General features: G+C 56.5%; 13 protein-coding genes. 6 read left to right on the top strand and 7 right to left on the bottom strand.

What is annotated here, in order from left to right; translation table 11 throughout:
- Window positions 1-128 precede the first annotated feature (128 nt).
- Together asr and mdtK are read right to left on the bottom strand one after the other, a co-directional pair.
- Window positions 129-593 (bottom strand): acid resistance repetitive basic protein Asr, encoded by a 465-nt coding sequence (gene asr / locus ACLEXF_RS05395; RefSeq protein WP_135716075.1) that lies wholly within the window; start codon window positions 591-593, stop codon window positions 129-131.
- Window positions 594-770: 177 nt separating this feature from the next.
- Window positions 771-2,144 (bottom strand): MdtK family multidrug efflux MATE transporter, encoded by a 1,374-nt coding sequence (gene mdtK, locus ACLEXF_RS05390; RefSeq protein WP_004202895.1) that lies wholly within the window; start codon window positions 2,142-2,144, stop codon window positions 771-773.
- A 229-nt stretch (window positions 2,145-2,373) separates the two neighbouring features.
- Here mdtK and ACLEXF_RS05385 point away from each other — a divergent pair, with 229 nt between their 5' ends.
- On the top strand, window positions 2,374-3,009 hold the full coding sequence (locus ACLEXF_RS05385; protein ID WP_004202894.1) for a riboflavin synthase: 636 nt from the start codon (window positions 2,374-2,376) through the stop codon (window positions 3,007-3,009).
- 37 nt (window positions 3,010-3,046) lie between these two features.
- Here ACLEXF_RS05385 and cfa read toward each other — a convergent pair whose 3' ends face one another.
- On the bottom strand, window positions 3,047-4,195 hold the full coding sequence (gene cfa, locus ACLEXF_RS05380) for a cyclopropane fatty acyl phospholipid synthase (protein WP_004202893.1): 1,149 nt from the start codon (window positions 4,193-4,195) through the stop codon (window positions 3,047-3,049).
- Between the two features lie 294 nt (window positions 4,196-4,489).
- Window positions 4,490-5,671, bottom strand: a complete 1,182-nt coding sequence (punC, locus tag ACLEXF_RS05375) for a purine nucleoside transporter PunC (RefSeq protein ID WP_423265739.1) — start codon at window positions 5,669-5,671, stop codon at window positions 4,490-4,492.
- 112 nt (window positions 5,672-5,783) lie between these two features.
- On the opposite strand from punC, the gene punR reads away from it, so the two are divergent.
- Window positions 5,784-6,695, top strand: a complete 912-nt coding sequence (gene punR, locus ACLEXF_RS05370) for a DNA-binding transcriptional activator PunR (protein ID WP_004202889.1) — start codon at window positions 5,784-5,786, stop codon at window positions 6,693-6,695.
- Between the two features lie 18 nt (window positions 6,696-6,713).
- Here punR and purR read toward each other — a convergent pair whose 3' ends face one another.
- A complete protein-coding gene (gene purR / locus ACLEXF_RS05365) occupies window positions 6,714-7,739 on the bottom strand; it encodes an HTH-type transcriptional repressor PurR (RefSeq protein WP_004202888.1) in 1,026 nt (341 codons plus the stop codon).
- 292 nt (window positions 7,740-8,031) lie between these two features.
- Here purR and ACLEXF_RS05360 point away from each other — a divergent pair, with 292 nt between their 5' ends.
- Together ACLEXF_RS05360 and ACLEXF_RS05355 are read left to right on the top strand one after the other, a co-directional pair.
- A complete protein-coding gene (locus ACLEXF_RS05360; protein WP_002907776.1) occupies window positions 8,032-8,124 on the top strand; it encodes a YnhF family membrane protein in 93 nt (30 codons plus the stop codon).
- A 166-nt stretch (window positions 8,125-8,290) separates the two neighbouring features.
- Window positions 8,291-9,460 carry an MFS transporter gene (locus tag ACLEXF_RS05355; RefSeq protein ID WP_004202887.1) on the top strand — a complete coding sequence of 390 codons (1,170 nt, stop codon included), beginning with the start codon at window positions 8,291-8,293 and terminating at the stop codon, window positions 9,458-9,460.
- A gap of 59 nt (window positions 9,461-9,519) precedes the next feature.
- Here the strand turns inward: ACLEXF_RS05355 and sodB are convergent, their stop codons facing one another.
- Window positions 9,520-10,101, bottom strand: a complete 582-nt coding sequence (sodB, locus tag ACLEXF_RS05350; protein WP_004202885.1) for a superoxide dismutase [Fe] — start codon at window positions 10,099-10,101, stop codon at window positions 9,520-9,522.
- 481 nt (window positions 10,102-10,582) lie between these two features.
- Between sodB and ACLEXF_RS05345 the strand changes: the two genes are divergently transcribed.
- Window positions 10,583-11,068, top strand: coding sequence for a helix-turn-helix domain-containing protein (locus ACLEXF_RS05345; RefSeq protein ID WP_023318438.1), 486 nt, complete (start codon window positions 10,583-10,585; stop codon window positions 11,066-11,068).
- Here the strand turns inward: ACLEXF_RS05345 and ACLEXF_RS05340 are convergent.
- Entirely contained in the window at window positions 11,023-11,895 is an 873-nt protein-coding gene (locus tag ACLEXF_RS05340) for a C40 family peptidase (protein ID WP_004189707.1), read from the bottom strand. The genes ACLEXF_RS05345 and ACLEXF_RS05340 overlap by 46 nt on opposite strands.
- Before the next feature lie 340 nt (window positions 11,896-12,235).
- Here ACLEXF_RS05340 and ACLEXF_RS05335 point away from each other — a divergent pair, with 340 nt between their 5' ends.
- On the top strand, window positions 12,236-12,583 hold the full coding sequence (locus ACLEXF_RS05335) for a Grx4 family monothiol glutaredoxin (protein ID WP_002907768.1): 348 nt from the start codon (window positions 12,236-12,238) through the stop codon (window positions 12,581-12,583).
- Window positions 12,584-12,590 lie beyond the last annotated feature (7 nt).

Raw genomic sequence — 12,590 nt, 5'->3', positions numbered from 1 at the left:
AGGGTAAACAGCGCGCAGACGATGAGCATAACCAACAGCAATTCGAAGCGATAGCGTTGCAGCATGATGTCCTCCTGAAAAAAAACCGGCGCTATTCAGCGCCGGTTTATTACCTTAACGCCTGACCGTTATGCCGCCGGTTGTACCGCCGGTTTGGCTGCGTGGTGCGCCGCTTTATGGTGCTTCTTCGCCGCCTGGGCTTTCTGCGCTACGGCCGGTTTAGCCACCGCTTTATGGTGTTTCTTTGCTGCCTGGGCTTTCTGCGCTACGGCCGGTTTAGCCACCGCTTTATGGTGTTTCTTTGCTGCCTGGGCTTTCTGCGCTACGGCCGGTTTCGCCGCGGCTTTATGGTGCTTTTTAGCTGCCTGGGCTTTCTGCGCTGCTTCCGGTTTCGCCGCGGCTTTGTGATGCTTCTTCGCTGCCTGGGCTTTCTGTTCGGCTGCCGGTTTCGCCGCCGCTTTGTGATGTTTCTTGTGGTGAACGGTGGTGTGGCTGGCTGCGGTAGCCGGGGTGGTGGTCGCGGCGTCGGCTGCGAAAGCAACAGATGACAGACCCATAGCAGCGGCAACAACCAGAGCTAATACTTTTTTCATGCTGAAATCCTCGAATTGGTTTCCTGAGTAACCCCACTGCGGGGCTGTTGGCCACACTATATGCATCTCCGGGGCGCTCATCAGTGAGTCTTTGGTGTCGGGGAGTAACGGAATGTACAACGTCGGAACATAACTGAAGAAAGAAAAAGCCCGCCAGGGTGGCGGGCTTTGGCAGGATTAGCGCGCGGCGCGCTGTAAGATGATGCTGGAGGGCTGGCGCTGCAGAAAACGCATCCGCAGCATCATCATAATAGCGGCGGAGGTCAGGCCGATGATAAATCCGCACCAGAAGCCGGCGGGCCCCATGCGGGGGACAATCACGTCGGTCAGCGCCAGCAGGTAGCCGCTGGGTAAACCCAGCACCCAGTACGCGGTAAAGGTGATAAAAAAGATAGACCGCGTATCTTTATAGCCGCGCAGGATACCGCTGCCGATCACCTGAATAGAGTCCGAGATCTGGTAGACCGCCGCCAGCAGCATCAGATGCGAGGCCAGCATCACCACCTCCGGGTTATCGTTGTACAGCAGGGCAATTTGCTTACGCATCAGCACGGTAAAGATAGCGGTAAACACCGCCAGGCAGACGCCCACGCCCACACCCGTACGGGCGGAAACCTGGGCATCGATCGTTGAGCCCTGGCCGAGGCGGAAGCCGACGCGAATGGTGACCGCGGCCGCCAGCGACAGCGGCAGAACGAACATCAGCGAGCTGAAGTTCAGCGCAATCTGGTGGCCGGCGACGTCAATGATCCCGAGCGGGGAGACCAGCAGCGCGACGACGGCAAACAGGGTCACTTCGAAGAATAGCGCCAGGGCGATGGGTAGCCCCAGCTGCACCAGCCGCAGCAGGACGGCGAAATCGGGGCCGCTGAAGCCCTCGGCGCAGCGGATATCGCGCATCGAACGCGACCGGCGCACCCACCACAGCATGCTGGCAAACATCACCCAGTAAACGGAGGCGGTCGCCACGCCGCAGCCGACGCCGCCCAGCTCTGGCATGCCGAAATGGCCATAGATAAAGATGTAGTTCACCGGAATGTTGACCAGTAAACCGATAAAGCCCATGACCATTCCGGGCTTGGTTTTTGCCAGCCCTTCACACTGGTTACGGGCGACCTGGAAGAACAGATAGCCCGGCGCCCCCCACAGCAGCGCGCGCAGATAGCCAACCGCTTTCTCCGCCAGCAGCGGGTCGATATTATGCATGGAGCTGATGATATACCCGGCGTTCCACAGCACGACCATGATCAGCACCGAGACCAGCCCCGCCAGCCAGAAGCCCTGACGCACCTGCGGCGCGATACGCTCCCGCCGCCCGGAGCCATTAAGCTGCGCCACCACCGGGGTCAGCGCCAGCAGCAGCCCATGGCCGAAGAGAATGGCCGGCAGCCAGATGGAGGTTCCGATGGCCACCGCGGCCATATCGGTGGCGCTGTAGCCGCCCGCCATCACGGTATCGACAAAACCCATCGCCGTCTGCGCTACCTGCGCAAGAATGACGGGTATAGCCAGAGCTAATAACTGACGCGCTTCAATGAAATACTTCTGCACGTGAACACCTTTGTATTGTTGTTATTTTGAGACTAAAAAAGCCGCCGTAACTGGCAGCAAGGGGATAAAAATGAGGAAATTCCAGTCTATTGTAGCGAGGATTAGCCATTAAGCCAGTGAAAAAAGAGTCGAGGCACGAAGCGCGCTGGCAACCGCTCAGCCCTCCTGTTATTGTTCCCGATAGCGAAAACGGTAATGATACCGTCATGATTTTCAACAGGAGCCAAACATGTTTACTGGTATTGTTCAGGGAACCGCGAAAGTGGTCTCCATTGATGATAAACCCAATTTTCGCACCCACGTGGTGGAGCTGCCGGCGCATATGCTGGAGGGGCTCGAAACCGGGGCATCGGTAGCCAACAACGGTTGCTGTCTGACGGTGACCGACATCAACGGCGCGCGCATCAGCTTTGATCTCATGAAAGAGACGCTGCGGATTACCAATCTTGGCGATATTCAGGTCGGGGATGAAGTTAACGTCGAGCGGGCGGCGAAATTCAGTGATGAAATCGGCGGGCATTTGATGTCCGGCCATATTATGACCACCGCGGAAATCGTGAAGATCCTCACTTCCGAAAATAACCGTCAGATCTGGTTTAAAGTACAGGACCCGACGCTGATGAAATATATCCTTTATAAAGGATTCATCGGTATCGATGGCATCAGCCTGACGGTAGGTGAGGTGACGGCAACCCGATTCTGCGTGCATCTTATTCCGGAGACGCTGCAGCGGACCACGCTGGGGGCGAAAAAGCTGGGCGACCGCGTCAATATCGAGATCGACCCGCAAACCCAGGCGGTTGTCGATACGGTCGAACGCGTGCTGGCGGCGAAAGAGATGGCGGCAAAGGTCAGTGAAGCCTGAAAAAAAAATCCCCCGCCGGTGAGCGGGGGACTGTGTTTTAACGGGCGACGCGCAGTCCGTGTTCTATTCCGCGCGAGAACACCACCTGCCAGAGCTGAATGTCGCGGGCGCGGAAGGCGCCGGCGCAGGCATTCAGGTAATAACTGAACATGCGTTTGAAACGCTCTGAATAGTTATCGGCAATTTCCGGCCAGCTGGCGAGGAAACGCTCATACCAGGCCATCAGGGTGGTGTCGTAATCGGCGCCGAAGTTGTGCCAGTCTTCCATCACAAAGTGCTTCTCGCTAGCGTCGGCGATCTGCCGTACCGACGGCAGGCAGCCGTTGGGGAAGATATATTTATTGATCCACGGGTCAACGTTATGGTCGGTGACTTTGGAACCGATGGTGTGCAGTAAGAAGCGGCCGTTGGGTTTTAAATTACGATCGGCGACCTCAAAGTAGGTGGCGTAATTTTTGGGACCCACATGCTCGAACATGCCGACGGAGACAATGCGGTCGAAGCTGTCGTGCAGATCGCGATAATCCTGAAGACGAATCTCTACGTCAAGGCCATCGCAGCGCGCCTGGGCCATCTTTTGCTGTTCGGCGGAGATGGTCACTCCGACAACGCTCACCTGGTAATTTCGCGCCATATATTCGGCAAGACCGCCCCAGCCGCAGCCGATATCCAACACTCGCATGCCTGGCTCGAGCTCCAGCTTACGGCAGATGAGATCCAGCTTATCCTGCTGCGCGGCTTCGAGGGTCTGCGCCTCTTTCCAGTAACCGCAGGAATATTGCATGTAGGGATCCAGCATCCGGCTGAAAAGATCGTTGCCGAGGTCATAGTGCTCTTTGCCGACAATCCAGGCGCGTTTTTTACTTTGCAGGTTAAACAGGCGAGCGCCTGCGATGCGGAGTGTGTCTTTGAAATGATGAGGGAGTTGTTTTTCCAGCCCGGCGCGGAGCACTTTATGGAAGAATATATCCAGACGCTCGCAGTCCCACCAGCCGTCCATATAGCTTTCGCCTAAACCCAGCGACCCCTCCTGCAATACGCGTTTAAAAAAAAGAGGGTTTTTAATCCGCAGGTCTGACGGCGCGGAGCCGTTGATTTCAACTCCCGCACGGCCCAACAATTCAGCTGCAATCCGGTACCAGTCATCATTTGGTACACTTACTTCTTCTATACACGATGAACTCATAGCTTCTCCATCACGCCCAAGTGATCAGAACCTTAAAACAGCGTAGACGCTTTTTTGGCTTTGTGAGAAATCTCACGGATAATCCGTGAAGTCGCTATCCGACGTAGAACAGAGGAAGGGAGATAACCCTTGCCGAAAGGCCTTCCATGGTGAAACGGAGGCATCCTGCATCCGTTAATCTGTTAAATATTTTTTATTTATGTGAACCCGGATCTAGTATAGGACGCTAAGTACTGGCTTTCAATAAAAATATCTTAGCGTGCTAATCACTGGTCCGGGCTCTGGCGACGGGCGTCAGGCGTGGGAAGAGTGGGCCGCCAGCTCTGGCGTCTGCTGCAGTCGGTAACCCACTCCGGCTAACAAAATAGAGACCAGCATCACGCTGGTGGTGGTCAGCAGCGGCGTGGCGATCAGTGCGGAGACTAACAGGCTGGTCAGGAAGCACAGGCCAAGCTGGAGCGTGTTCTGCAGCGCCGCCGCGCGGCCGGTTGCCTGCGGGAAAGGCTTCAGCGCCTGAGCGACCACGATAGGGTAGATCCCGCCGTTGACTACCGCCATCAGGCAGAACGGGATCATTAACGCCACCAGCGAGGCATGCGTTTGCAGACCCACCAGCCAGGTGGCGGCGACGCTGACGGCGAAGATCACCAGCAGCCAAGGTAGCATCTGCTGTCCGGACCATTTTTGCAGCAGCGCGCGACAGCCATAACCGCCCACCAGAAAAGCGATGGTCTGCGGGATATAGCTCAACCCGATAGCGGTTGGGCCGTAGCCCATCTCATGAAGGATAAACGGCGAACCGGTAAGCCAGGCGAAGAAGCTGGCGGAACAGGCGGCGTAGATCATGACGTTGCCGCTGTATTCCCGGGAGCGCAGCAGCGCGAGAAAAGTGATTTTCTTTTCAGTCACAGTGGCCGACTTAGCGGCGGCTTTCAGGCGCAGGGCAGGCAGCATCAGCAGCAGGGTGATGGCAAACAAGGTGGCGAAGATGGCCTGCCACTCGAAATGCACCAGCAGCCAGCTGCCCAGCAGCGGGGCCAGCGCAGGGGACAGCCCTACCAGCGGCATAATGGTGGCGAAGATTCGGTTGGTGCGCTGGGCGGGATAGTAATCGGTCACCATCGCCTGCCAGGTGACCGCCGCGGCGCAGACGCCAATCGCCTGCAGAAAGCGCAGCGCCAGCATCAGAGTGGCGTTCTGCACCCACAGCATCCCCAGGCAGCCGACCGCGAAAATCGCCAGGCCGCTCAGCAGCACCGGTTTGCGCCCGTAGCGGTCCGACAGCGGCCCCCAGAACAGCTGGCCCAGCGCGAAGCCGGCAAGGAACAGGCTCAGGCTGGCGCTAATGGATGCGGCGGAGGTGTTGAGATCCTGCTGCATGGCGGCAAATGCCGGCAGATACATATCGGTGGCCAGAAAGCCCAGCACGCTCAGGCCGGCCAGCCAGACTAAAAATCCTTTCCCAGGTTGTGACATAACGTTCTCATTTTTGGAGTACAGGTACGATGCCGCAGAGTGTAGGGAGTGCATTGTGGCTTGTGAAACGCTAATATTTGTCACAGGCATTCAAAATTTTTGCAGGCAGAAAATGTGGTCTGAATACTCTCTGGAAGTGGTTGATGCCGTCGCCCGTAACGGCAGCTTCAGCGCGGCGGCGCAGGAGCTGCACCGGGTGCCTTCCGCCGTCAGCTATACCGTGCGTCAGCTGGAAGAGTGGCTGGCCGTCCCCTTGTTTGAGCGCCGTCATCGTGACGTGGAGCTGACCCCCGCCGGGGTCTGGTTTTTACAGGAAGGGCGCTCTGTTATCAAAAAAATGCAGATCACCCGCCAGCAGTGCCAGCAAATCGCTAACGGCTGGCGCGGGCAGTTGTCAATCGCGGTGGACGATATCGTGAAACCCGCGCGGATGCGCCAGATGATCGTGGATTTCTATCGCCATTTTCCCGACGTCGAACTGATCGTTTTCCAGGAAGTGTTTAACGGCGTATGGGATGCGCTGGCCGACGGCCGCGTGGAGCTGGCGATTGGCGCAACGCGCTCTATTCCTGTCGGGGGGCGCTACGCGTTCCGCGATATGGGGATGCTGAGCTGGGACTGCGTGGTGGCGAGCGATCATCCGCTGGCGAAGATGGCGGGTCCGCTGAGCGATGATGTTCTGCGCAATTGGCCGTCGCTGGTGCGGGAGGATACCTCGCGTTCATTGCCCAAAAGGACAACGTGGCTGCTGGATAACCAGAAGAGGGTGGTGGTCCCCGACTGGGAATCGTCGGCCACCTGTCTGTCGGCAGGGCTCTGCGTCGGCATGGTGCCAAGCCATTTCGCCCGGCCATGGGTGGATCGCGGCGAGTGGACCGCGCTGGCGCTGGAAAATCCGTTTCCGGATGCGGCCTGCTGTCTGACCTGGCAGCAGAATGATGCTTCACCGGCGTTAAACTGGATGCTGGACTACCTGGGGGACAGCGACACGTTGAATCGGGAGTGGCTGCGGGCGCCGGAGTGATCCGCGCCCGCCAATGCTTTAGCGACGATAGTCGACAAACGGGCCATCCGCCACCGAGCGGCGTTCGACCAGCCGAGGGTGCACTTCGATAGACTGCGACTCTTCGCGCTTGTTGACGATACGATCCAACAACATATTGAACGCGGCTTCGCCCAGCGAATCTTTCGGCTGATGAATGGTGGTTAACGCCGGGCTGAAATAGCGGGCGTTGCGCACATTATCATAACCGATCAGCGAAATGTCCTGCGGCACGCGCAGCCCCATTTCATCCGCGGCGCAGATGGCGCCCATCGCCATAATGTCGCCGCCGCAGAAGACCGCCGTTGGACGGTGCTGCTGGCTGAGGATCTGCTGCATGGCGCGGTAGCCGGACTCCGGCTCGAAGTCGCCCTGTACAATCCAGTTTTCCGGCACGCTGATATGCGCCTCTTTCATCGCCTGCATGAAGCCGGCCAGTCGCCCCGCGCCGGTGTTGCGCTCCAGCGGGCCCGGTATCACGCCGATTTCGCGGTGACCGCGTTCAATCAGGTAACGTCCGGCGATATACCCGCCCTGGAAGGCGTTATCGATCACCGCATCGGTAAAGTCGGCTTTGGCTTCGCCCCAGTCCATCACCACCATCGGAATATGGCGGTACTCTTCCAGCATGCTCAGGACGGAATCCGGATATTCCGAACACATCACCAGCAGACCGTCGACGCGTTTTTGCGCCATCATCGACAGATAGGCACGCTGTTTTTCCGGGTCGTTCCAGGCGTTGCCGAGGATCAGAGTATAGCCTTTCTGGAAACAGCTCTTTTCCACGGACTCAATGATTTCAGCGAAATAGGCGGCTTCGCTACTGGTCGCCAGCAGGCCAATCGATTTTGTATGATTGACTTTCAGGCTGCGGGCCACCGCGCTCGGCGAGTAGTGCAGCTCTTTAATCGCCGCCCATACCGCATTACGCGTCTCTTCGGCAACGAAACGGGTTTTGTTAATTACATGTGACACAGTTGTAGTGGAAACGTTTGCGCGCTTCGCTACATCTTTAATAGTTGCCATTACATCTCACTCCATGCCTTGACCTGATCGCCTGATCATCGATACGTAAACGTTTGCCTACACACACCCTGAATACAATTTTCAACATTGCATCACGTCGGGAAAACGACACAGAACGACAGGAAGGGGTCAATGGCCGATACGCTTTTAAATTAGCGTGGGATTTTGTCCGATCTTGGGGCAAAGTGGAAGAGCAAAAATGTGCATCGCCCTAAATCCCGGAAGATTTTTGCGATTTTTTGTGCAAAAATGAGCAAGCTCACTTTTGGTGTGGGGATAACAAGAGGGAAAAATGATGGATACCAATTTAAAGTTTTCGCTGATCACCACGATTATTGCTCTCGGCGTGATCGTCGCATTCAGCCTGACCGCCATTCTGCACTAATGCTCCAATGAGGGAGGAGCGCGGCTTCCTCCCCGTATCCCGCCATTATTATCAATTCTGCAAAAATCTTTTGTTATTTCGTTCACTTTTGTTTTTTTGTGATTGATGTCATGCTTTTGGCTTCTGATGTTATGCCGTCCTCCCGACGGTCTGATGGAGTCATTGAATGAAAATCAACTTTCCTTTACTCGCGCTGGCGATCGGCGCCTTTGGCATCGGTACCACCGAGTTCTCCCCAATGGGATTGCTGCCGGTGATTGCCAAAGGCGTGGACGTTTCAATACCGGTGGCGGGAATGCTGATCAGTGCATATGCCATCGGCGTCATGGTCGGCGCGCCGCTGATGACTCTGCTGCTGTCGCATCGCGCCCGACGCAATGCGCTGATTTTTCTGATGGGGATCTTCACCGTCGGCAACCTGCTGTCATCCATTGCGCCGGATTACACTACGCTGCTGCTGTCGCGCATTATTACCAGCCTCAACCACGGCGCCTTTTTTGGCCTGGGGTCGGTGGTGGCGGCCAGCGTGGTGCCCAGGCACAAGCAGGCCAGCGCGGTGGCCACCATGTTTATGGGCCTCACCATCGCTAATATCGGCGGCGTGCCTGCCGCGACCTGGCTTGGGGAAACCATCGGCTGGCGGATGTCCTTCCTCGCCACCGCGGGGTTAGGCCTGCTGGCAATGGTGAGCCTGTGGTTCTCCCTGCCGAAGGGCAGCGCGGGCGAGCGGCCGGATGTCAAACAAGAGCTTTCGGTCCTGTTACGGCCGCAGGTGCTCTCAGCCTTGCTGACCACCGTGCTGGGCGCCGGGGCGATGTTTACGCTGTATACCTACATTTCGCCGGTCCTAAATACGCTGACCCATGCTTCATCGCTGTTTATTACCGCGATGCTGGTGCTGATTGGGGTTGGTTTTTCGCTGGGCAACTATCTGGGTGGCAAATTCGCCGACCGGTCGGTCTCCGGCACGCTGAAAGGCTTTCTGCTGCTGCTGATGGCGATCATGCTGGCGATCCCGCTGCTGGCGCAATCCCAGGCGGGTGCGGCCATCAGTATGATCGTCTGGGGCGCAGCCACCTTTGCGGTGGTGCCGCCGCTGCAGATGCGAGTGATGCGCGTGGCGCATGAGGCGCCGGGGCTCTCATCTTCGGTGAATATTGGGGCGTTCAACCTTGGCAACGCGCTGGGCGCCGCCGCCGGCGGGGCGGTGATCTCCGGCGGACTGGGATACGCTTTTGTGCCGGTGATGGGCGCGATCATTGCCGGTCTGGCGCTGCTGCTGGTCTGGTTTAGCGGACGAGCGCAGCCGGAAGAGGCCTTTGCCAGTCAGTCATAAACGGGTGGGAAAGCGCTAAAAAAAACCGCAGCCGGGGGGACCCAGCTGCGGTTTGTCGTTTATGCGGCCAGGTTAGCGGCAACAAACTTCCAGTTAACCAGCGCCCAGAAGTGATCCAGATAGCTTGGACGGGCGTTGCGGTAGTCGATGTAGTAAGCGTGTTCCCAGACGTCAACGGTCAGCAGCGGCTTGGCGTCGGTGGTCAGCGGGGTACCGGCGTTGCTGGTGGAGACGATAGCCAGGCTGCCGTCGGCATTTTTGACCAGCCAGGTCCAGCCAGCGCCAAAGTTTTTCGCCGCGGCGTCGGTAAATTTGGCCTTAAACTCAGCGAAGCTGCCGAAGGATTTGGCAATAGCGGCAGCCAGCTCGCCTTCCGGTTCGCCGCCGGCGTTCGGTGCCAGGCAGTTCCAGTAGAAGGTGTGGTTCCAGACCTGCGCCGCGTTATTGAAAACACCGCCTTCAGAGGTGCGCACGATCTCTTCGAGCGACTTCCCTTCGAATGCGGTGCCTTTGATCAGGTTGTTAAGGTTAGTGACATACGCCTGGTGGTGTTTACCGTAGTGGTATTCCAGGGTTTCTGCGGAAATGTGCGGCGCCAGGGCGTCTTTTGCATATGGTAATGCAGGTAATTCAAACGACATTGCTACTCTCCTTATAACTTTTTTGTTTTATCTCACATTGACAAGATGAGGTTTTCACCTGAATCGAGTGCTGACCGCCCGACGCTGTCGCGTCCCGGGCCTGTTATTGTATTGAGAATGTTAACATTTGCCGCAGGCAGTGAAAAGCCTTACAACGATAAAGGCTATTATCACAGGCGCAACTGCCGAAGGCTTAACCGTTTTCTGCGGAGCAGAGCGTTAAGACGCCCGTAGATGTTGCAAAAATGTATAAGTTAAAGGGGGCAGGGGCACGGGTCTCTCGCCGCGATGGTTCATTCCTCAGCTCGTCATTCGAAGATCCCTGCAGCGCAAGCGCCTGAGTGGAAATAAGCATTTTAAATCAATTAATTAATGATGCTATGCTTTCAGGTAATCGCCGCTATGCCAATAATTCATTGTCTATTTTTATATTTGTATGACAAATATAGCCGCCGGCAGCAATTTCCACAGGATGGCTACGATGGCAAAAACAGATGAAGTGGTAAGCCCGAAAATGATCCCGGTAGTGCAGGGGATCGTTGACTGGATCGAAGCACATATTTTTGACACCCTGCCGGTGAGCGCGATAGCGAAAAAGTCCGGCTACTCGCACTGGTATTTCCAGCGGCAATTCGCCATGGTGACCGGCTGTACGCTGGCGAGCTACGTCAGCCGACGGAAGATGACCATCGCGACAATCTACTTAACGCAGACCGAGGCCTCGATGCAGAGTATTTCTCAACGTTTGGGGTACGACGGGCAGGCGGCATTCTGCCGCACCTTTCACCGTCACTTTGGCATGTCGCCCACCCGCTATCGTCGGGAAGCGCCGGTCACAGAGGCGAATATGCAGTTTCCCCTGACGGTAGGGGCGGAGAACGGGCAGGTGAAGAGGGCTGCCGCCGTAGCGGCAGACCGGGATCAGCGAATGGTTTTCGGGGTCATGACGCGCCGGGCGCCGACGTAATGGCGAACCCAGTAATCTTCGCTCAGGGAGGTGATTTGTATATCACGACCTGTGCGTGGTGACTGAATGAATTTCCCGTTGCCGACGTAAACGCCTACGTGGTCGGCAGTGCCGCGTCCGCGGGTGCGGAAGAAGACGAGGTCGCCGCTCTGCAGTTCGTCACGATCGACCGGACGCGCATCGCGCAGGTGATACATTTCGTTGGCGGTACGCGGGATATGAATCTTGACCAGGTCTTTGTAGGCGTAATAGACCAGCCCGCTGCAGTCGAACCCGGTGCGCGGGGAGGTGCCGCCCCAGCGATATGGTTTACCCAGCTGGCCCATCAGTTTGTTCATGGCGGTACTCTGCGCTTTTTGCACCCGGACTTTATGCGCATCGGCGATCGTCAGATTCGCTTCGCTGGCCTCGGGTTTACAGCGCTTTTTATAGCCCTTACGCACCACGCATTTGCTTTTGACGCTGTTCAACGCCAGGGTAGGCTCGGCGCTGGCGGCCACCGTTTTCGCGCACTGCTTTTTATACCCTTTACGCAGCACGCATTTTTTCGTGGCGCCGACGGCCTGACGATGAAGCGCGGTTTGGCTTGCTGCGGTAGTGCGGGTAGGGAGCCGGGTGCTCGAGGACTTTTTACTGGTGGTTTTAGCGGTGGTTTTACTTTTTTGACTGGTTGCTTTTTTCTTGCGCTCTGAGCCGCTTTTCGCGGGCAACGCCTTTGGCGAGGCGGAGGCGTGCGTATGCCCTGAAGCCTGAGCCAGTGGTGTGAATGAGATAGATGTGAACAGTAATGCACAGAGCGATATCGCGATTTTGTTTAGCCGCGCCACTGAGCAATCCCCTGATTAATTACAGACATGTACAAATGCCTGACGATGAATGACAAACCGGAACGATTCTAAAGCATAAAAACCCGGAAAGTTAATATTCTTTTGTATCAAAAATGTCGATTGGTTAACGATTGCAAGAAAACGCGTCAGACATTGACCGCCTCGCACAGAAAATGCGCAACGCGCGCCTGCCCGCGGCGTCAAAATGATATTTTTAAGGCAACTTCGCGCAACAGAAGATAAAATATGAATAGTGAAAAAAATGTTATTATCGGTCCTGCCCTCGGGACGCTACAATGACAAGTTACTGCCGTAGAAAGAAGTTTAAGGAAGCACGACAATGAGCTCGACTTTAGAAAAGATCCAACGCCAAATCGCTGAAAACCCGATCCTGCTGTACATGAAAGGTTCGCCGAAGCTGCCAAGCTGCGGTTTCTCCGCTCAGGCCGTTCAGGCGCTGTCCGCCTGTGGCGAACGTTTCGCTTACGTTGATATTCTGCAGAACCCGGATATCCGCGCTGAGCTGCCAAAATATGCCAACTGGCCGACCTTCCCGCAGCTGTGGGTGGACGGTGAACTGGTGGGCGGCTGCGATATCGTCATCGAAATGTACCAGCGCGGTGAACTGCAGCAGCTGATCAAAGAGACCGCGGCGAAATATCACACTGACGAGCCGAAAGCGGAATAATTCCCGC

It is taken from the genome of Klebsiella pneumoniae complex sp. WS1778 (assembly GCF_049472055.1).
Taxonomy (GTDB): Bacteria; Pseudomonadota; Gammaproteobacteria; order Enterobacterales; family Enterobacteriaceae; genus Klebsiella; species Klebsiella quasipneumoniae.
Note: the sequence above shows the minus strand (reverse complement) of the source record. Positions and strands in the feature narration are given on the sequence as shown.

Coding starts and splice junctions, on each gene's coding strand:
- asr (WP_135716075.1), bottom strand. CDS start 593: ATGAAAAAAGTATTAGCTCTGGTTGTTGCCGCTGCTATGGGTCTGTCA.
- ACLEXF_RS05385 (WP_004202894.1), top strand. CDS start 2,374: ATGTTTACTGGTATTGTTCAGGGAACCGCGAAAGTGGTCTCCATTGAT.
- cfa (WP_004202893.1), bottom strand. CDS start 4,195: ATGAGTTCATCGTGTATAGAAGAAGTAAGTGTACCAAATGATGACTGG.
- punC (WP_423265739.1), bottom strand. CDS start 5,671: ATGTCACAACCTGGGAAAGGATTTTTAGTCTGGCTGGCCGGCCTGAGC.
- punR (WP_004202889.1), top strand. CDS start 5,784: ATGTGGTCTGAATACTCTCTGGAAGTGGTTGATGCCGTCGCCCGTAAC.
- purR (WP_004202888.1), bottom strand. CDS start 7,739: ATGGCAACTATTAAAGATGTAGCGAAGCGCGCAAACGTTTCCACTACA.
- ACLEXF_RS05360 (WP_002907776.1), top strand. CDS start 8,032: ATGATGGATACCAATTTAAAGTTTTCGCTGATCACCACGATTATTGCT.
- ACLEXF_RS05355 (WP_004202887.1), top strand. CDS start 8,291: ATGAAAATCAACTTTCCTTTACTCGCGCTGGCGATCGGCGCCTTTGGC.
- sodB (WP_004202885.1), bottom strand. CDS start 10,101: ATGTCGTTTGAATTACCTGCATTACCATATGCAAAAGACGCCCTGGCG.
- ACLEXF_RS05345 (WP_023318438.1), top strand. CDS start 10,583: ATGGCAAAAACAGATGAAGTGGTAAGCCCGAAAATGATCCCGGTAGTG.
- ACLEXF_RS05335 (WP_002907768.1), top strand. CDS start 12,236: ATGAGCTCGACTTTAGAAAAGATCCAACGCCAAATCGCTGAAAACCCG.